Consider the following 20,341-nt stretch of genomic DNA (forward strand, 5'->3'; position numbering starts at 1 on the left):
CAGGCGGGTGACAACAAAACAAATGGATCAGAAGCAAATTATTAATTATCGGCAATTCTCCTGGCTCACAGCTTCCTTATTGACTGGTGGCGGACTCGTAAGTATTCAACAGGTGCTGCTAAGAATAAACAGCATGGATGCTTGGATGTCTTATATACTTCCTACCCTCTATGTCATCGCGCTCTGTTATATATTTAGTCAGATGGTCCGACGATTTCCAGGGAAAAACCTGTTTGAAGTCACGAAAATTGTGTTTGGTGGTGTGATCGGTACTATAGTCAACCTCATTCTGCTGCTTCATCTGTGGCTTATTCTTGTACGAGACCTTAGCTCAGTTGGCATGTTTGTAGGGATCACCCTGCTGCCCAATACTCCCGAAGAGATCATTATTTTGCTGTTCTCCTCATTACTTCTGTATTATGGGAAAACCAGCGTGGAAGTGCTGGCCAGAGTGAATGATCTGATGTTTCCTTTCTTTGTCCTTCTGATTTTATCGTCGCCATTAATGCTCACTAATGAAGTAGATAACTTTCTACTGCTGCCGACTATGGCAGGAAACATCAAAAATTTCTTGTCCTCAAACACACTAAGTCTGGGCTGGTACGGGGATATCTTCGTAATGGGTGCTTTTCTTCACACGCTGTGGGAATCTAAGCAGGTTCACTCCGCTATGCGTCACGGTGTGTTTCTAGCTACTTTACTGCTATGCATATTTTTGGTACTGGAAGTACTCGTTCTTGGACCGAACATGGCGGGCAACTTTCTCTACCCCAACTATAATCTAGTACAGCAAATCCATATAACCGACTTTTTGGACCGCATGGATTTGATCATCTTAAGCATATGGTTTCCAGTGACGGCTTGTGAGGTTATACTGATTTACCTTGCATTTATTACAGGCATCGCAAGCCTGGTCAAACAGCGAGATTACAGCTCTATTAACACACCCGTCGTGCTCTTGCTGGTGCTGACAACTCTTCTTTCCTTTAGAAGCACATCCGAGGTGTTCAGCTTTGGCAATTACAGTTCACCTGTTATTGTACTTAGTTATCAGCCTGTGTTGTTTCTGCTGCTGTGGCTATTTGCACTCCGGCACCCGGTTAAACAAGCCATTAAGTCCCCGATGCAGGACGTTCAAAAACAGAAGGATCCGAGCCAGGTCTCAGAAACAGACGGAAAAAGAGAAGGCGCTCCAGATGGTGCTGAAACCTCGGAAAAGTCAGAAAAGCAGGGGTCTAAATCAAAAGGAAAGCGAAATCCAAAGAGTCAGCCCAATCCGGCTCCAGCTATATTTCATCCATTCACCCTTCGAGCCTGGCAGGTCTCCAGCAACATTCTTTTACTCTTATGTCTCGCCAGTATATGTGTAGGATTGCGGATGAGTAAATACCACTCCAGCGTTGGTGTAGCTTGTGCCCTCACATACGGCTTCTGCACAATTGTTGTCGTATTAAGCTCCTACATGGAGCTGTTCACAGCCAAGCAAATTAGAAAGGATCAATAGAGCCTGTCACGACTAGGGTTTGGATAAGAAACGCAGGAGCAGTTCTGTTCTAAATACTGGCTTATGTCCGCTCGATACTGATCAAATGGTTATAGGGAATCAATATTACAAGCTCTTCCTCCTCTTCTTGACGGGAAACGAGGACTTCTACAAAATCGACCCCAGCCCTTACAAGCACCGCAGAAAAGCTGCCCATATAGGTCGTACGTAAGCTTACTTTGGAACCTCTTAATTTAGGAGGGGCACCAAGCAATACAATTTCCTGCAGGGTGTGCGGCACAATAAATTGACCACTGACTCGTATAAACCGTTTACCGACCTTTTGCAGCACACCTGGCTCACTCGCAAAGCCCTCTGCCTGCAGAGCCACTTCAAGTTTCAAGTGAAGGGCAAGACGCTCCATTAAATTGATACGGCTCGTTTTAAAAGACAAGCGAACCCCTCCTCACGGCGTAACTTTCGTTATCTTCACTATATGCCGAGGCCATTCGCAACATACCGAAAGGAGTTATCATGAGATTGAAGTGGTTACAAAACAAGCTAACATTCGTCATCATTCCTGAGGCAAATGGAAGCGTCATGCGTGTGAAAATGTCCCGAGGCGGGCTTTATTCAGCCCTCTTAGGAGTCATCCTGCTGCTAGGAACTGCTTCGTATTTATACGGCGTCTATTTCCATTCCGCAGCAGCCGCGCAGCTAACCGAAGCGAGAGTAAATGATCAAACCAGCCGGTTAGTACAAGATTTATCGAACAAAAACAAGACAATTGATCATCTGCAAAATGAAGTGTTCCAGCTATCCAGGCAAGCTGCCGAGGTGCGAAGCCAGATGGAGCAAATGAAGCAGTTGGAGCAGGAGCTTAAGAAGCTAACCTCCATGAAGGATATTCAAACGGATTCAGGCTCAGATGCTGCTGTCGAAGTGGTACAGACGACTGGCGGTATGGGCGGACCGGCTCACCCGGTTACAATGCACCAGATGAACACGTTGGTTCATTCCGCCAATGCCAACTATATTGCCTTGAAGCAAGAAATCGCTGAGCTTCAAGCACGTTGGACACAGTCTAAGCAATCGATACTCGCTAAGCAGGATCAGCTGCAGCGAATTCCAAGCCTGTGGCCGACGCATACGAAGACCATTACATCCGCTTTCGGCTATCGCAAGGATCCATTTACCGATAAGCTAAGCTTCCACCGAGGCATCGATATTGCCGGTAAAATGAATGATCCTATCTACGCGTCCGCAAAAGGAACTGCAATAACTGTGGGCTATGATAAGTTTCATGGCCATAACATCGTGATCGATCACGGCAATGGAGTGCGCACCTGGTATATGCATCTCAATAGCATACTTGTAGAAAGCGGAGATCGGATCGAGCCGGGCCAACAGATAGGCAAGCTGGGAACATCAGGTCGAAGCACCGGGCCTCATCTTCATTATGAGATTTTACATAATGGGAAAAGTACAGATCCCAAGCCTTACTTACCCAATCAGTAATTTGCAGGCCGTTAAGGGTTATCTTAAACTACTAGCATCCAAAGGAGTCCAACCATGTATATGCTTCGTTTGTCCGGCAAGCCCAAACTACAGCGCCGCTACGCGGCAACTGATACGCTATTCGGCGAAAAAACATTGTTTGAAGGTAACTGCACTTCAGAAGCCGATATGCGCATTGAAGGAGAAGTAACCGGTGATTTACTTACCACAGGCGAGGTCGTAATTGGGGAGAAAGGCTTTGTACGCTCCACAGTAACAGCCAGAGACGTAACTATTGCAGGTCGGATGGAAGGTGCTGTGAAAGCCGATGGCATCGTGAGAATTACGGCTACAGGGAGGCTGATCGGCACGGTGCAAGCAGGTTCGCTCATTATTGAAAAGGGCGCTCTGTTTCAGGGAACAAGCCAAATGGCCGTGACGTCAGATGATAGGATTTTCCCTTGTGCCATGATATAATGATTGAAAAAAGTTGGAGTACTCCTATGATAAAACAAACGATTTTATTCGATTTGGACGATACCTTAATCCATTGCAACAAATATTTCGATATTGTCGTTGAGCAATTCGCCGACCAGATGGAAATGTGGTTTCACACTTATCATATACCGGTTGCAGAGATCAAGAATAAACAGGCGCAGATCGACTTGGATCGCGTGCTGCAAAGCGGCTTTGCTCCGGATCATTTTCCAGAATCATTCGTTGAAACCTATGATTATTTCTCCGATCTGACCGGTAGAATCAAAGATACGGATGAAATCGAACGGCTGATGGAGCTTGGAAGAGGCGTCTATGGACATAGTATTGAGCCTTATCCTTTTATGATGGAAACCTTGAACGAGCTTCAGGCCGCTGGACATGTGCTGCATTTATATACGGGCGGAGAACCTATCATACAAATGCGGAAGGTTACCGAGGCCGGGTTATTGCCGTTTTTTGCTGGTCGAATTCATGTAGCCCGACATAAAACCGTTGATTTTCTCGAAGCGCTTATCGTGGATCAAGGATTAGACCGGAAATCGACTTGGATGATCGGCAACTCATTGCGGACAGATGTGACACCCGCTTTAAAAGCCGGCATTCATTCTATCTTCATGCCAGCTATTCAGGAATGGTCGTTTAATAATATAGAAGTAGATGCGGAACCTCAGGGAGCTTACCTTACCTTGACAACGCTCAAAGATATTCCCGAAGCGATACAGCGTTACTACTCAGATCCAACTATATAAACGAATACTCTGCCTTACCTGACTCACTGACACTCCTTGACTCCTTCATATCTGCTAAAGTCAGAAAGTTAGGTTCGGCAGACAACATCGGAGTCTAGCCAGAAGCAATCGTTACTCTCCATCTCCTTCTGAATATTAAATTTATATTTGCTTATAAAATCCGCTCTATTCCTCCGGCAATCCTGATCTCTCCTAACAGTAGCTCCCTCTCCTGTAAGGTGCAACGAAATCTGTTAACCAGCCTGCTTCCTCCAGAAGCTTAATCGGTCTGCGTCTGCAAGACCTTAGCCGCTCTCCATTCCGATACGTTGAATGATACCCAGGAGGCTTCCGCCTTGTCCGGCAACCGATCCCTAATGGCCTTCAATGCCTCTTTCGTCCCTTCTAGTTCGGGATGCTTGCTCTGTAGACTTATCAAATAAGGCACTACCTCGAAGCTCAACGAACCAAGGTAGCTTGTATCTATTTTACCCGTTGTTTCATAGCGGTTTATATTACTAGAGGCAATGATTCCATCCACCTGAATATAATTCAACAGAACGTAAGAAGCTATCCCTGCAATTAAGTAGGGCTTCATTAAACGGAAGTGATCTTTTCTCACCTTGATCAGCGCTATTGCAAATAATAGCAGCAAAAATATCATAAATGCGTGGACAAGCACTCTTGTTATGGTATAGCCATAAGCTTCCTCATACATGGACAAACGGAAATGGGCAGAGCACAGCATGACCCCCGTACATCCAATAAGCATCGCCAACAGCACTCGCAAGAAACGGTCCATCGACGGAATGGAGCGGTCTACCAAATGCAAGGTAATCATAAGCAGTGTAAAGTTGATTACAGTTACCACTACCAGCTCTGCGAATCCGCGGCGGGCATATTCGGCATAGGTCACCCCATCAGGCAATAATGCGGAGCCTCCGGCAAAAAAATACGAAAACTGCACAACTGCAAACAGCACATACACGGCATTCATCATTAATAATATTGTCGCTGCAATGGTAGCATCGATGCGTAATGGCTTATTTGGCCTCGGCGAATGTAGGCTTAAAGCTACTGAGTCGGTTGAATCCCCTTCCCATTCGGTTCCCGCCTTCACCTGCGGTTTCATTTCTTTAGGACGGAGCAACCCATAGATATAAGCGAATAAAGCTATACTCACGATGGCGATCCAGCCTATTCTGAAGAGAAACGTTATGATTTCAAAATGTTTCAGCAGCTCCGGCAGCTTAGCTAGCATACGGTCGAACATGGTATCAGCCGAAGCAAGCAGTGAGACTACCAGCAGCAGAAGCGGCAAAGAAATGGCTATTCCGGCTGAAATTTTCCATATTTGTTGGGAACGGCTTGCATTAATTTTACTCGTTAAAGCCCTCATAGTTATTTTTACCGGTAGGGGTACATGGCTGAGCGTATGTACAAACACTTGCTCCATTACCGCCATGATAATCCCTTTATCATACCAACGGACAACATTTTTTCGCATAACCCATGTTGTGTGAAGGAGAATCAGACACGGAATTACCAATGCATTCAAGATAGCAAACAGGCTATTCGTAAAAGCCGTATAGGTTAATGACAGCAGCATTATCGGCACAATCATTAGCAAGGAGGCGTCGAAACGCAGCTCGCTGCGCTCTTTTACCGCCCAGTAGAAGTACATATAGAACACTAGCATAAATAGAGGATAGGATATGCCCCAGGCTTTTCCGTAGAACAGCATATGATGCAGGCAGCCGCATAGCAGAGCACCTAACAGCAGTAGTTTATCATTCTTTATTACAGAATCATGGATGGTCATAATAGATTCTTACCTCCAATTTAAGTTCAATCTAGTGGAACCACTGTCGGGCTAAAAGATGAAGCCGCTCACGAGCACATCGAATATACGGTCCCGCATACATGCGCAGCTCCGTACTTTCCTCAAAAGAAAGAGTGGAAGGATCCGTTAATCTTACCGTGTAGAGCGATAACTGTAATAAACGCCCGTTGGCTTGTGGATCCCGTTCCATGGAAGCTTGAACGATTTCCCCCTCTGAAGCTAGCAGCCAGTCCTTGGAAGCCGTTATCTCTAATTGATCCAGTGGGAAATTAGCAGGTGGAAACATTATTTCAAGCTGCAGACTAGCATAAAAAAGCACCATTTGCGCCACAGTTGCCGCATCTTCATCGTCAACGGAACGCTCAGATTCATTCACAAATTGATCAGCCCAATGTAGCTGAAGCGGGCAAGCTGCCGATTTGATAGGATATCCCTTCATATTCGCTCCCTCCTGTCGTGTAAGTAACACGCAAGCATTTGGTAGGTTAGGTTCGAATCTTATTGTAGACGATAAAATAGGAATAAAAGATGCAAGTTTATAAATGGAAATTTCCTGTTTTTGATTCCAAAAAACGGTTATGCTTATAAAAGTGAGGTGAGCCTATGAAACTGGAGAGTCACTATATACGATTGAGGGAAAAGCTGCCGCATGTCGGAGAGCGCCAGGAATATGAATTAATGCTGGATGATATGGCTGCGATCTTGGATTGTACCCATCGCAATGTAGCTATGATACTAAGCAAAATGGATAAGCAGGGCTGGCTGCAGTGGCTGCCCAAACGAGGACGCGGTAATAAATCAACCCTTATATTTCTTACTCCTGCTGAGGATGTGATCCTGCTGCTGGCTAAGGAACTAGTGGAGCGAAAGGATCTTCGCGGAGCTTTGGAGCAGATGAATGTTTCATCTATTCCCGAAACTTTGAAGGAGCATTTCCACAGCTGGCTGAACGGCTATTTTGGATACAGCAGCGAGCTGCGTGACAGCAAGCGGTTCGACACGCTGCGCTTCCCTCTGACCCAGCCCATTCTTACGCTTGACCCCGCGTTTACGAATTTCTCAGCAGAAAGCCATCTTGTGAACCAGCTGTTTGACAGTCTGGTCCGATATAACCGACTTACACAGACGGTGGAGCCGCATCTGGCTCATGCATGGGAAGCTGATGCGACTAGAACATCGTGGACTTTTTATTTGCGTAAAGGCGTCTTATTCCATCACGGTAAAGAATTGTCTGCAGAGGATATCCGCTTTACATTAGAGAGGCTTAAGCAATCCTCCGCACGGTCCTTGTACCGTTGGGTCTATAAGCAGATTGAGCGGATTGACATCAGCGATCCACTTACTTTAACGGTGCACTTATCGGAGCCGAACGAACTGTTTACGCAATTTATGAGCACCAACCGCGCCTCCATCATCCCCATCGATGCCTACAAGCAAGGTGGAGAGGAGGCGTTCGCCCAATCTCCTATCGGTACAGGTCCATTCAAGCTAACCTATCATGATACATCCATGTGTGTGCTTGATGCTTTCCCGGCTTACTTCCAAGGGAGAGCTCATCTTGATCGCGTGGAATTATGGCATGTGCCGGACATGCAGGAGCAAGACCGCTTTCGTACCCTTGAAAGCTTCCAAATCATCCACAATTACCGGATGCCAGGCGAAGCCGAAAGCACCTGGCAGCAAGTACAGCAGCAGGGATCAACCTGCAAATTTGTAACCGTCAATTTGCGAAAGCATGGACCGCTGAAGGATCCGGCAGTTCGCAAAGCTATCTGTGGAGCTATAGAACAGCGACGGATGCTGGAGCTGCTTGATGGCGATGCCGTTTATGCAGCGGACAGCTTCATCCGACACACGGCTGTTCAGCCTCCGGTGCTGGAGCTCACTCACTTGCGCGAACGCATCAAGCAATCCGGCTATGCCGGTGAGCGGCTGGTCTTGTGCACCATTCCGCACTATGAGCGGGATGCTCTGCTGGTGCAGACCCTTCTGCGTGAGGCAGGTGTAACGAGTGAGGTTGTTCTGCTACCCATGGAGGAATTCAAAGGGGATCGGCGGCTGGAGGCTGACTTGCTGCTATTCTCGATCATGCTCGATAACGACATTGAGCTCCGCCTCATCGACCTGTTCAAGAGCATGCAGCATCATCTAGAGCCTGATTGCAAATCAGCTGTAGAGCAGTTTATTGGCGCTGCACTGCGGGAGCCGCATCGCGACGGTCGAGCTGGCTTGCTGCAAAGCATAGAAAGACGGCTCTGCGACGAGCATGTCCTTCACTATTTATATTTTAAAAGGCTTAAAACAACCTACCACGCTTCAGTAAAAGGCATTTCGCTGGATTCACTCGACTGGGTGCAATTCAAAAACATCTGGTTCAAGCCATATTCAGAGCCCTTCGCGAATAGAGTATACAATCACTCATCCCGAAGGGAATGATTTCATGGCAAGGAAAACGCACCCTCTATTGTACCGTGACGAGAAATACGGATTTACCCTGACCTTCCCCCGCTGGTGGAAGCCCTATACCGTCATAAAAAAACAAAAGTACGACAAGGACACCGAATACGAGCTGCATTTCCGATTCAAATATAAGGGAAAGATCTATGACGATATCTTTGCCCTGCTCGTGTACAAGATGACGCGAAAGGAATGGATCAAGCAAGGCTACGAGGATTCGCCCTTAAGCTTTCTTGCCGAGTCGGATAGCCATGTATTCGCCTACATAACTCCGGAAGAGCTTCCCGAAGCATTTGTCGACCCCAAATCCGGCGATTATAATTATAAAAAGTATGGAAATGCGATCCGTTTGTTGAAACGAATGGTCAATCAGGAAGTCCCTCGCATCGTAAAAACGTTGCATTTTTCAAATACTGCAAACACGATACGCTCCGTTCCGCTTCGCTCGAAGAAGGTATGGCCTTTGGGGTGTTAAATCGGGTGGATAGTCTTCACACTGGACGATCGTTTTCTGGGACCCCCTACGTTTATGCATCTTGTAGGGATGGATGTGAGATAGGGATCTAGGATTTGGATTCTGGAATTGGGGTTTGCCTACCGCCATGTACCGCCGCAGCTCGCGCGAGGGATTCGCGTGCGTTGCGGCGTTGCGTTATAGGGGTTCAATCTATTCAATTAAAAAAAGCCCCGCTAATCGCGAGGCATACAGTTTCGCTATGACAGCATCTTACTTCTGCTGATCTTTGCGCCACTTATTATATTCCAAAAACTCTAGAAACTGCGCCTTGCTCACACCGGAAGCCATAGCTTCATGAACAAGCTTCATCCATTCCTCATCTAATTCCGTTTGTTCCGTTTGAGCTACAGGTTTATTTTGTAAAAATGATTCTATAGGTACATCAAGTACAGCGCATATTTTTTCCAAAAATTGAATAGATGGATTCGACTGGATATCTCGTTCAATCGAACTCAAATAGGACTTGGCTACCCCGGCCTTCTGGGCCAGATCTGTTAGGGTGAGTCCTTTTGCAAGTCGCAATTGCTTCACGCGTTTGCCTATCATGGTTGCTACCCCTTTTTCCTGTCCGACGTCATTATTTCTATTTTAGCAAATATTCAGGGGTTATGGATAAGTAATTGTAAAAATTATTTTATGTAAACATTTCAATTGGATGAAATTAAAAAACACTGCCCCGAGCCAATAAGCTCTGAACAGTGTTTCTATACGCTTTTTTTAATTACTTAACCAAACGAATAGTAAGCGGGTAACGGTACATTTCGCCATTGTTAGCCTTAATCGTTGCAATAATAGCGAATACTACCATAAACACGCCAACAGCCGGTAAAAGAATAAATCCAATCAGAACCATTGTTAGCAAGCCCGAAATAAAAGAGTAAATTAGAATTGAAATTTGAAAATTCAGCGATTCCTTCGCGTGCTCAGCCACATATTGAGATTGGTCCTTCTTTATCAACCAGATGATGAGTGGGGCCAGAATACCAACCACAATACATAAAATATGGGATAATAATGCCATTGTTCTTTCATCACTTGTAACCATTTCAACACCTCCTGAAAGTTGTATTTCACCATTTAGGCACATTTATACAATAGTATATCAGAGTCAATTGGCAGTGAGAACAACTTTTTACAAAAATGTGACAAATTCCACAAAAGAGCTTGAGAAGGAATCGCTGTGACGATCGAGTTGATCTTCTTCTATTATAAAGAAATACGCCTTGCGGCGTCCTTAGTGTACAATTTACGTTTGTGCGTTTTGGAGGACATGGATGTGGGATTACAGCCGCTGTTGAAGTCGTGTTCCCTTGAATTTATGGCTTGCAGCGGTGGGAACACGAGCTTCAAAGGCGGACGCTGTCGCTCCTCCACCCCACATCCATGCCCTCTTTGTTCTACTCCTTGCTTTCTGCTACTTCTTTCTTTATTGCTCCTAACCTATCACCCAGTTGTTCCTAGATCTCTTTGAACGGAACTAAAAGTTCCGTTATTCTCTCCAACGCCTCCCATTCAGGGACGTAGCGGAAGCCGGACTTCCTTTAACCAGGCGAATAGGAGTCCTTTACACAAAAAACAGAGAAATAACGGAACAAACTATTCCGTTATTTCTCTGTTTTTATGCTTTTTTAGGAGATAGCGGAAATTCTACTTCCGCTATCTCCTTCGCTCACTTGGAAGCCAGGCTACACATCGGACAATCGATGCCCCTCGGGCACTACGATCGACACGTAGGTTACCGCACCTGAGCAACACCTCATTTTGCAAGCTCAAGGATATGGTTGGGGTTGATCGCTCATCAAAAAATATTTGTTTCAATTACGTTTGAGTCCATACCTCTACCTTACCAAAAATTTAGTAAGCTTTGCTCACCACAAACCCAAAAACATATAAATTCTTATATGTTAAAAAAGCACATACCCGTTGGTATGTGCTTTTTTATTTGCTCGCGGGAAGCTCTTATGGCAAATTCGAAGAACCCATTAAATAACGGTCGCATTCACGGGCCGCTTCACGACCTTCATTGATAGCCCATACCACAAGACTTTGCCCACGGCGCATGTCGCCTGCAGCAAATACACCTTGTACATTAGTCGCATATTTTCCGTAATCCGCTTTGGCATTGGAACGTTCATCCTTCTCCACGCCCAACTGATCCAGAACAGTGTTTTCCGGTCCCATGAAGCCCATGGCAAGCATAACCAATTGAGCAGGGTATACCTTCTCACTACCCGGAACCTCCACAGGAACGAAGCGGCCATGATCATCCTTCTTCCATTCTATTAGCACGGTGTGAAGCTCCTTCACATGACCGTTCTCATCACCAACAAATTTCTTGGTATTAATTAAATAATGGCGAGGGTCCTGACCCTGCAGCGCAGCAGCCTCCTCTTGACCATAATCGACCTTAAGCACCTTAGGCCATTCTGGCCACGGGTTGTTAGGTTGACGCGTCTCCGGTGATTTCGGCATAATCTCGAATTGAGTTACGCTCTTGCATTTATGACGAATGGAGGTGCCTACACAGTCTGTACCCGTATCTCCGCCACCAATAACAATAACATCCTTGCCTGCGGCTGAAATGAATTGACCGTCCTGATGTTGGGAGTCCAATAGGCTCTTAGTGTTCTTAGAGAGGAATTCCATCGCCAGATGAACGCCCTTCAGCTCACGTCCTTCAATATTGAGGTCGCGCCCTTTGGTTGCTCCACCGCATAACATGATAGCATCGAACTCTTCCTTCAGCTGAGCAGCTGGAATATCTTTACCAATCTCAGTGCTTGTCACAAAAGTAACGCCCTCCGCGGTGAGAAGGTCCACTCGGCGCTGGACATATTTCTTATCCAGCTTCATATTTGGAATTCCATACATCATCAACCCGCCGATACGATCCGCACGCTCGTAAACCGTCACGGTATGACCGGCTTTATTAAGCTGCGCTGCGCAAGCAAGCCCAGACGGTCCTGAACCGATAACCGCTACCTTCTTACCGGTACGAACCGCTGGAGGCTCTGGTACAACCCAACCTTCAGCATAACCTCGATCGATGATCGATTTCTCTATATTTTTAATCGTCACTGGGGCTCCGCTCAAGCCCACAGTACAGGAACCTTCACAAGGTGCCGGACAGACGCGCCCTGTAAACTCAGGGAAATTATTGGTTGCATGAAGACGATCCAAGGCTTCGCGCCAGCGCCCCTGGTAAACCAGATCATTCCATTCAGGAATGAGATTATTGACTGGACAGCCAGCCGCCATACCACTGATCAGCTTACCTGTATGGCAGAACGGAATTCCGCAATCCATACAACGTCCTCCCTGTGTCTGAAGCTTATCCTCAGACAACGGAGTGCTGAATTCATTCCAATGACTAATACGCATTAAGGGAGCCGCTTCACTTGGAATTTCACGCTCATAATCGATAAAGCCTGTTGGATTACCCATAATTTCCGCCTCCTGCGCATAATGTAAACGCTTTATTTATGTATATATAAAAGGCTTATACAGGTTTCGCACGAAAAGGAATAGTGAAGTGTGGTCCATTATCAATTACATACCGCTTTTTTAATTGCGGTTAGAGATAGAGGAGACTGACTGCAGCTGTTTTCTTTTTCAAATGCATGACATGTATAAGCCCTTTAAATCGTAAAGCTATATTAGTGCGTATTCAAGATTCGATGTCAAGTAAGCTTCCTTGGAAACTTCGTGATCAAAAGGAGGCTTCGTGATCAACCTCTTTTAGTTACCGCCTATGCGAGATACGTCCTTCATGTTTTCCTCAAAAGCAACAAGCATAGCTTCCTGCTGACTCAAACCTGAACGTTTAACACGTTCAATCGCTTCGAACATACGCTTGTAGTCTTTAGGAATAACCTTAACGAACTTCCAAACATACTCTTCCCAGTTCTTGAGGACGCGTTCGGCAACCTTACTTCCTGTGAAGGTTTGATGATGCTGGATCATGTTGCGCAGCTCTTCGGCTTCATAAGTCTCCTCGACCTGCTCCAGATGTACCATTTCTTTATTGCATTTGTCCTTAAATGTACCCTGCTCATCAAGCACATACGCGATACCGCCGGACATCCCTGCAGCAAAGTTACGTCCTGTCGGTCCAAGAACAACTACCCGTCCGCCAGTCATATATTCGCAGCCGTGGTCCCCCACTCCTTCTACTACGACACTGACACCGGAATTACGAACACAGAAGCGCTCGCCTGCCATCCCGCGGATATACACTTCACCATCTGTTGCCCCGTATAAAGCGGTGTTTCCGATGATGATGTTGTCCTCAGCCTCAAAAGTAGATTGCTCGGATGGGAATATGGCAATCTTACCTCCGGATAAGCCCTTACCGACATAGTCATTAGCGTCGCCTTCCAAGGAAAGCGTGATGCCCTTAGGAACAAAGGCTCCAAAGCTCTGACCAGCAGATCCGTTGAAATGAATGCGAATCGTATCGTTCGGCAAGCCTTCCAAGCCATATCGGCGTGTTACTTCGCTTCCCAGTATGGTTCCCACTACTCGGTTCACGTTATGAATCGGGAGAATCGCATGAACATGCTCTTTATTCTCCAGCGCTGGCTTACAAATATCAAGCAGCTGTGTAACATCTAGAGAACGATCAAGACCGTGATCTTGTTCCATCGAGCAATAACGTCCCACATCTTCGCCGACTTCCGGCTGATGCAGCAATGGTGACAAGTCGATGCCTTTGGCCTTCCAATGCGTAATAGCTTGATTTGTTTCCAAATACTCCGTATGACCAATCATCTCTTCAATCGTACGGAAGCCAAGCTCAGCCATCAATTCGCGTGCATCCTGTGCAACAAATTTCATGAAATTAACAACGTGCTCCGGATCGCCGGTATATTTAGCCCGCAGCCTCGGATTTTGAGTGGCTACTCCAACTGGACAAGTATCCAAATGGCACACTCTCATCATAATACAACCTAGTGCAATCAATGGTGTTGTTGCAAAACCAAACTCTTCGGCACCAAGCAGCGCTGCGATAACTACATCGCGTCCTGTCATTAGCTTTCCGTCGGTTTCTACCGTAATACGACTTCTTAAGTTGTTCAGCACAAGCGTTTGATGCGTTTCGGCAAGCCCCAGCTCCCAAGGTAAACCCGCATGGCGGATACTCGTTTGCGGCGATGCGCCTGTACCCCCATCGTAGCCGCTGATCAGTACCAAGTCTGCTTTCCCTTTGGCAACACCCGCAGCAATCGTACCAACACCTACTTCAGAAACAAGCTTGACGCTGATTCTTGCACGTGGATTGGCATTCTTCAAATCATGAATCAACTCGGCTAAATCCTCGATCGAATAAATATCATGATGTGGAGGAGGGGAGATCAAGCCTACGCCCGGTGTAACGCCCCGCACTTCTGCAACCCATGGATATACTTTCGTACCCGGCAGCTGCCCGCCTTCACCTGGTTTTGCACCTTGCGCCATTTTGATTTGAATTTCATCAGCGTTAACCAAGTAGTTACTCGTAACGCCAAAACGTCCCGATGCTACCTGTTTGATGGCACTGCGGCGTGAATCGCCGTTCTCATCTTTAGTGAAACGGTCAGGATGCTCTCCGCCTTCACCAGTATTGGATCTGCCGCCAATACGGTTCATCGCGATCGCCATATCCTCATGGGTTTCTTTGGAAATGGACCCGAAGGACATAGCACCACTTTTGAACCTTTTGAATAGTGCTTCAACCGGTTCGACTTCATCAATAGAAATCGGGGCACGGCCGGATTTGAATGAAAAGAGCGAACGAAGCGCCGCAAATTTCTCATTCTCTTTGTTAACCAGCTTGGTGAAGTTTTTGAACATGCTGTAATTATTCGTTCTTACAGCGCCTTGCAGCGCATGGATCGTTTCCGGATTGTATAGATGATCCTCGCCGTTCTTACGCCACTGCAGCTCGCCGCCCGTATCAAGAGCACGTTCTTGGCCTTCTTGCTCGGAGAAAGCACGCTGATGACGCAGAATAGCCTCTTGAGCAATAACATCCATTTTGATACCGCTAACCGGTGTATAAGTCCAAGTAAAATATTTATCGATAACCGATTGATCCAAGCCGACCGCTTCAAAAATCTGCGCTCCACGATAGCTTTGAATCGTCGAAATTCCCATCTTGGCCAATACTTTGACTACGCCTTTAGTAGATGCCTTAACGTAGTTGTATATAGCCTTCTCAGTGGTAATGTCTTTCAGCTTTTTCTGAAGCACCATATCTTCCAGCGTTTCTAATACCAGATAAGGATTGATTCCACTAATACCGTATCCAAGAAGCAGAGCAAAGTGATGAACCTCACGCGGTTCGCCGGATTCAAGCAGAAGGCCCACTTGGGTACGCGTACCTTCACGGATCAAGTGATGGTGCAGACCCGAAACAGCCAGCAAAGCTGGAATAGCAGCATTGGTTGCATCTATGCCGTGATCGGACAAGATAATCAGCGTTGCGCCATCAGTAATAGCTTGATCTGCAGCTGCATACAGCTCTTCCATCGCTTGCTCTAATGCATCAGTTCCTTCCGATGGGTTGAACAAAATCGGCAGTGTCACTGATTTGAAGCCGTCACGCTTGATCTCACGCAGCTTAGCCAACTCAGCATTGGTCAAGATTGGCGTTGCCAAACGGATTTGACGGCAGCTCTCCGGCTCTGGGTTAATCAAGTTGCGCTCAGGCCCTACTGTAGTCCCTTGAGCCGTAATGATTTCTTCGAAATTTGCATCGATCGGCGGGTTCGTCACCTGCGCGAACAGCTGCTTGAAGTAGCTATACAGAAGCTGCGGACGATCTGATAGGACAGCAAGAGGTGCATCAAAGCCCATGGATGCGATTGGATCAACACCCGTCTTAGCCATTGGCTCAATGATTCTACGCAAATTCTCAAAGGTATAACCGAACGCTTGTTGACGCTGCAGCACGGATTCGTGATCCGTTTGCGGCACTTCAACCGGTTCCGGCAGCTGCTCTAATGAGATCAAGTGTTCATCCAACCATGCACGATAAGGCTTCTCGGTTATGATGGAGTCTTTGATTTCCTCATCGGAAATAATGCGTCCTTGGATGGTGTCAATAAGCAGCATCCGTCCAGGCTGCAAGCGTTCTTTGCGAGCAATCCGCTCCGGAGCAATATTCAATACCCCTACTTCGGAAGCAAGCACAATCAGATCATCTTTAGTCACATAATAACGAGCCGGACGCAAACCGTTACGGTCAAGTATCGCGCCAATCATTCTACCATCGGTAAAAGATATGGCTGCAGGACCATCCCACGGTTCCATCAAACAGCTGTGATATTCATAGAAAGCTTTCTTCTCATCGCTCATCGTTTCGTGCTTGGACCATGGCTCTGGGACCATCATCATCGCCGCATGAGGCAGCGAGCGTCCAGTAAGCATCAGAAATTCCAATGTATTATCGAACATTTGCGAATCGGAGCCATCCGTATCGATAATCGGCAGGATGCTTTTCAGATCCTCACCGAATAGATCGGTGTCGCACATCGCCTGGCGGGCATGCATCCAATTGACGTTACCGCGCAGCGTGTTGATTTCTCCGTTATGAATTAAGTAACGGTAAGGGTGAGCTCGCTCCCAGCTTGGGAACGTATTCGTGCTGAAGCGTGAGTGAACAAGCGCAAGGGCTGTTTCAAACGCAGGGTCTTTCAACTCTAAATAATAGTTGTCAACCTGCTCAGGGGTTAACATCCCTTTGTATACAATCGTACGACTCGACAAACTGGAAAAATAGAAGGCCTCGCCGTTATCCAACGAGCGAATCGCATTTTCCGTTAATTTACGAATTACATACAGCTTGCGCTCGAACGCCAGTTCATCGCCGCCATCTACCGTTGAGCCGATAAAAACTTGACGAACAAAAGGTTCTGCTGACTTCGCGGAATCTCCCAGCGTGGAATTGTCCGTCGGTACCGTTCTCCAGCCGAGCAGTTGTTGACCCGCCTGTTGAATTTTCTCCTCAAGCACTTTTTCACAGGCAGCGCGTATAGTAACATCTTGTGGGAGGAATACCATCCCGACGCCATACTTACCCGGTTCTGGCAGTTGAATGCCTTCTTTGGCACATTCCGTATTCAAAAAGCTGTATGGAATTTGCAGCAAAATACCTGCGCCATCCCCCGTATTGCTCTCAGAGCCCTGGCCACCGCGGTGATCCAGATTGCAAAGCACATTTAAAGCTTGACCAACAATCTCGTGAGAAGGCTTCCCCTTAATATTGGCTACAAATCCGATTCCACAAGCGTCATGCTCAAACTGGGGATCATAAAGACCTTGTTTTACTGGTAATCCATTTCTGTCCATGTTGTACAACCTTTCTAACTGTAATTATTTGTACTTTCGTTCACAAACTTAGATTGAAGTGACATCAACACTGCAAGTTTCAAAGGATGTAAGGATATGTCACAGCTATTCCGATCAGCCAAATCCAGAGCGGTTTTGATTCTATGAACCTCTATTTTAAGATAATATGTCTTATATTAACATCTGAGACCTAAACTATCAATTTAAAAAAACTCATTTTTTACACAAAATCCATTCTTTTTCACCTTAATTTCCAGTTATTGTTCGGTTTTTGTGACAGTGTCAGGTATTATATCGTCACATGTCGCCCTTCTGCTGCAGAAAGGTACGCCGCTGCCATGATGTTAGATGAGAGAATACCCTCCACTCCGGGGCATAGATAATGGCTTCTGCCTGCTATTTCTTCTATGAAGTCTTCTATCATCGGCACATTCATATTCGGATGCTTCGGAAGCTCGAATTTCCGCACCTCCCCCGCACCATTCGTCCATTCCAGCTCAGGATCCTCAATCGAACGCATCGTCAGCTTACCCTCTGTGCCGAATATTTCCAATTGATTACCAACAGCAGTGCTGAAGCTGGCATGAACGGAAGCGTGGCAACCCGAGGCAAACCTAACAAGCAAGGAAGCTGTATCTTCCACCTGCAGATCTTGAGCGATGTTGCCGGTAAGAGCTGTAACCTGCTGCGGACGGCCCAAGCTAAAACAGAGCAGGTCCAATACATGACTGCCAACATCCATCAGAGCTCCACCGCCGGAGATTTCGGGCTGCAGCAGCCATGCCCGCTCACTTGCCGCGTGATCTGATTTACCGCTGAATTGGGCTCGGGCATAAACGGCTTGCCCAATGGCTCCTGCGTCAAGCAGCTCCTTGAGCTTCCTTATCTTTGGATAATACCGGCGATAATAGGCAATCCCTAGCTTCACATTGTTTTCCTTGCAGGCTTCAATCATCTCAACGCCAAATTCCGCTTTGATAGCCATTGGCTTCTCGCACAGCACATGCTTTCCATGACGAGCCGCTTCTATTACATGCTCGGCGTGCAGAACTACCGGTGTGGCTATATAAACAGCATCGATCTCTGGGTCTGACCATACCTGTGATACGTCCGTATACGCCTTCGGCACACCAAACTTCTCCGCAAACACCCTCAGCTTTTCTTCATTGCGCCTCACTGCCGCTTGCAGCACACTTCCTTTTGCTGTCTGCAGCGCGTTCGCCACCCGACGCTCCACTACATCTCCGGCTCCTATAATTGCCCATCTGACTTGTTCCATAATAGTCCTCCTTAGAGTTTTTCTTTGGCGAAACTGCTTCCGTAATCATCTTCTGAGTTTCACTTAGTAGTAACCGCTTTCATTGTTGTCCGTTAAAACGCTTAAGCGTGCTTTCTTCATTATAATTCTACGTGTTTAAAAAGTCCGCTTTTTAATCAAAAAGCTACAAATCATGGGGCTTTATTTTTTTGGGAAGAACACGAATAAACAGAGGGAAATGTCATTTTTTGTTGAATGTTAAAAGCAAAAGATCTAATTATATCGGAGGCTCACTGCTTTTCAATAGTGAGCCTGGACGAGGTACAACGGCTACATTATTACTTCCTTTTACAATGACTAGTCTTGCCTATACATTTCCTAAAGATCCTATGCTATGATAGATGACATATTTCAGCAGAGAGGACTGTCTACTCACGTGGCTAAACTATATTTTCGATATGGTACTATGAACAGCGGCAAATCGATCGAGGTGCTGAGAACTGCCCATAATTATGAGGAGCAAGGTAAAAAAGTGCTGTTATTTACCCCTTCTGTAGACAACCGAAATGGAGTCGGTACGGTAGCTTCGCGCATCGGGATGCAGAAGCAAGCAATCATTATAGATGACCAAATTAACATGATCGAGCTTGCGGCAGCAGAAATGCCCAATTGTATCTTAATTGATGAGTCTCAATTTCTAAATAAAGAGCAGGTGGAACAGCTAACAGAAATTGTTGATTCCTTGAATATTCCTGTCATCGCTTATGGCCTCCGCGCCGACTTCCTTGGTAATTTGTTCGAGGGCAGCTACCATCTGCTCGCCATAGCCGATAAAATTGAGGAAATTAAAACGGTCTGTTGGTTCTGCGATAAAAAAGCAATTATGAACATGAGAAGCACGGACGGACGCCCTGTGTTTGAAGGAGAACAGATTCAGATTGGCGGCAATGAGAGTTATTTACCTGTATGCCGCAAATGTTATGCATCAAAACGGAAACAAGCTCATAAGCTGTAACAGGTATATCAATACCAAGAGGATGTAACGAGACGGTTTGATCGACTCGCTACATCCTCTTTTTTCCACTAAAACGCACCTTTAGCTCCTTTCCATCATACGATGAAATAAGTCACTTTTCATTGAAGGCGGTGGTATAAATGTTCAGCAGGGAGCAGTTGTACAAGCTGGGCATAATGGCTTATTTGACTGTATGGTATGTAGGCAGTTTCTGGTTAATTGCAGCTATTGGCAGCGGCTTATTCGAGCATACGTTTGGTATCGATTTCATTAAGTTTCAGGACTATTTATATTATGCATTGGCTGGAGCTATCGGCGGCACGCTTTACGCAATGAGGTTGTTTCACTTTTATTATGATAGTTTAACGGAGCGGTGGGTACTTTGGTATATTCTGCGTCCCATTCTTTGCGCCGGTACAGCCGTAATGACCATTGTCTTGTTCGAAAGCGGTATTATGCTGCTTGAGGCCAAGGAATCTGTAATTGCCAAGATAGGAATTGCCTTTCTGGTCGGATTCGGTTACGGCAAGGTGATGGATAAGCTGAAAACCTTGACGGAAACCTTGTTTAACGGAAAAGACAACTCAACAGATGGGGACGATAAGTCGAAGTAACCAGTTAATCAGATGGAAGCAAAAAAGGGTTGACCCCTGACGATAGTCAGAGTTCCTCTTCAAGGGGCAATAACTGCAAAAAGCTCACTGCGCAGTTCGA

Annotated in this window: 16 protein-coding genes; 8 read left to right on the plus strand and 8 right to left on the minus strand. The window is 46.3% G+C overall.

Going from position 1 to position 20,341, the window contains the following annotated elements:
* Nucleotides 1-7: 7 nt before the first annotated feature.
* On the plus strand, nt 8-1,504 hold the full coding sequence (locus tag GC093_RS15600; RefSeq protein ID WP_312886542.1) for a GerAB/ArcD/ProY family transporter: 1,497 nt from the start codon (nt 8-10) through the stop codon (nt 1,502-1,504).
* A gap of 61 nt (nt 1,505-1,565) precedes the next feature.
* Here GC093_RS15600 and GC093_RS15605 read toward each other — a convergent pair whose 3' ends face one another.
* Nucleotides 1,566-1,937, minus strand: coding sequence for a hypothetical protein (locus tag GC093_RS15605; RefSeq protein WP_246314489.1), 372 nt, complete (start codon nt 1,935-1,937; stop codon nt 1,566-1,568).
* Between the two features lie 80 nt (nt 1,938-2,017).
* Here GC093_RS15605 and GC093_RS15610 point away from each other — a divergent pair, with 80 nt between their 5' ends.
* Genes GC093_RS15610 through GC093_RS15620 form a run of 3 tightly spaced genes read left to right on the plus strand, consistent with a single transcriptional unit; the run spans nt 2,018 to nt 4,227 of the window.
* Nucleotides 2,018-3,001 carry a M23 family metallopeptidase gene (locus GC093_RS15610; RefSeq protein ID WP_171652822.1) on the plus strand — a complete coding sequence of 328 codons (984 nt, stop codon included), beginning with the start codon at nt 2,018-2,020 and terminating at the stop codon, nt 2,999-3,001.
* Nucleotides 3,002-3,055: 54 nt separating this feature from the next.
* Nucleotides 3,056-3,457 (plus strand): bactofilin family protein, encoded by a 402-nt coding sequence (locus GC093_RS15615; RefSeq protein ID WP_246314492.1) that lies wholly within the window; start codon nt 3,056-3,058, stop codon nt 3,455-3,457.
* A gap of 26 nt (nt 3,458-3,483) precedes the next feature.
* The gene (locus GC093_RS15620; RefSeq protein ID WP_171652823.1) at nt 3,484-4,227 is read left to right on the plus strand and encodes an HAD family hydrolase; all 744 of its coding nucleotides are present in this window, start codon (nt 3,484-3,486) and stop codon (nt 4,225-4,227) included.
* Nucleotides 4,228-4,486: 259 nt separating this feature from the next.
* Here GC093_RS15620 and GC093_RS15625 read toward each other — a convergent pair whose 3' ends face one another.
* Entirely contained in the window at nt 4,487-6,028 is a 1,542-nt protein-coding gene (locus tag GC093_RS15625) for a DUF4153 domain-containing protein (RefSeq protein WP_171652824.1), read from the minus strand.
* Nucleotides 6,029-6,059: 31 nt separating this feature from the next.
* Nucleotides 6,060-6,488 (minus strand): hypothetical protein, encoded by a 429-nt coding sequence (locus tag GC093_RS15630; protein ID WP_171652825.1) that lies wholly within the window; start codon nt 6,486-6,488, stop codon nt 6,060-6,062.
* A gap of 164 nt (nt 6,489-6,652) precedes the next feature.
* On the opposite strand from GC093_RS15630, the gene GC093_RS15635 reads away from it, so the two are divergent.
* Together GC093_RS15635 and GC093_RS15640 are read left to right on the plus strand one after the other, a co-directional pair.
* A complete protein-coding gene (locus GC093_RS15635; RefSeq protein WP_171652826.1) occupies nt 6,653-8,485 on the plus strand; it encodes an ABC transporter substrate-binding protein in 1,833 nt (610 codons plus the stop codon).
* A 4-nt stretch (nt 8,486-8,489) separates the two neighbouring features.
* Nucleotides 8,490-8,981, plus strand: coding sequence for a hypothetical protein (locus GC093_RS15640; RefSeq protein ID WP_171652827.1), 492 nt, complete (start codon nt 8,490-8,492; stop codon nt 8,979-8,981).
* Between the two features lie 252 nt (nt 8,982-9,233).
* Here GC093_RS15640 and GC093_RS15645 read toward each other — a convergent pair whose 3' ends face one another.
* From GC093_RS15645 to GC093_RS15665, 5 genes are all read right to left on the minus strand, one after another.
* Nucleotides 9,234-9,569, minus strand: a complete 336-nt coding sequence (locus GC093_RS15645) for a helix-turn-helix domain-containing protein (RefSeq protein WP_171652828.1) — start codon at nt 9,567-9,569, stop codon at nt 9,234-9,236.
* Nucleotides 9,570-9,744: 175 nt separating this feature from the next.
* Complete coding sequence (locus GC093_RS15650) at nt 9,745-10,068, minus strand: DUF4870 domain-containing protein (protein WP_216624654.1); 324 nt, start codon at nt 10,066-10,068, stop codon at nt 9,745-9,747.
* Between the two features lie 914 nt (nt 10,069-10,982).
* Nucleotides 10,983-12,467, minus strand: a complete 1,485-nt coding sequence (locus tag GC093_RS15655) for a glutamate synthase subunit beta (protein ID WP_171652830.1) — start codon at nt 12,465-12,467, stop codon at nt 10,983-10,985.
* Between the two features lie 294 nt (nt 12,468-12,761).
* Entirely contained in the window at nt 12,762-17,354 is a 4,593-nt protein-coding gene (gene gltB, locus GC093_RS15660; protein ID WP_171652831.1) for a glutamate synthase large subunit, read from the minus strand.
* A 289-nt stretch (nt 17,355-17,643) separates the two neighbouring features.
* The gene (locus GC093_RS15665; RefSeq protein ID WP_171652832.1) at nt 17,644-18,633 is read right to left on the minus strand and encodes a Gfo/Idh/MocA family protein; all 990 of its coding nucleotides are present in this window, start codon (nt 18,631-18,633) and stop codon (nt 17,644-17,646) included.
* 415 nt (nt 18,634-19,048) lie between these two features.
* Here GC093_RS15665 and GC093_RS15670 point away from each other — a divergent pair, with 415 nt between their 5' ends.
* Together GC093_RS15670 and GC093_RS15675 are read left to right on the plus strand one after the other, a co-directional pair.
* The gene (locus tag GC093_RS15670; RefSeq protein ID WP_171652833.1) at nt 19,049-19,627 is read left to right on the plus strand and encodes a thymidine kinase; all 579 of its coding nucleotides are present in this window, start codon (nt 19,049-19,051) and stop codon (nt 19,625-19,627) included.
* Nucleotides 19,628-19,767: 140 nt separating this feature from the next.
* Nucleotides 19,768-20,241 (plus strand): hypothetical protein, encoded by a 474-nt coding sequence (locus tag GC093_RS15675; RefSeq protein WP_171652834.1) that lies wholly within the window; start codon nt 19,768-19,770, stop codon nt 20,239-20,241.
* The last annotated feature ends 100 nt before the right edge of the window (nt 20,242-20,341 follow it).

The organism is Paenibacillus foliorum, from assembly GCF_013141765.1.
Taxonomy (GTDB): Bacteria; Bacillota; Bacilli; order Paenibacillales; family NBRC-103111; genus Paenibacillus_S; species Paenibacillus_S foliorum.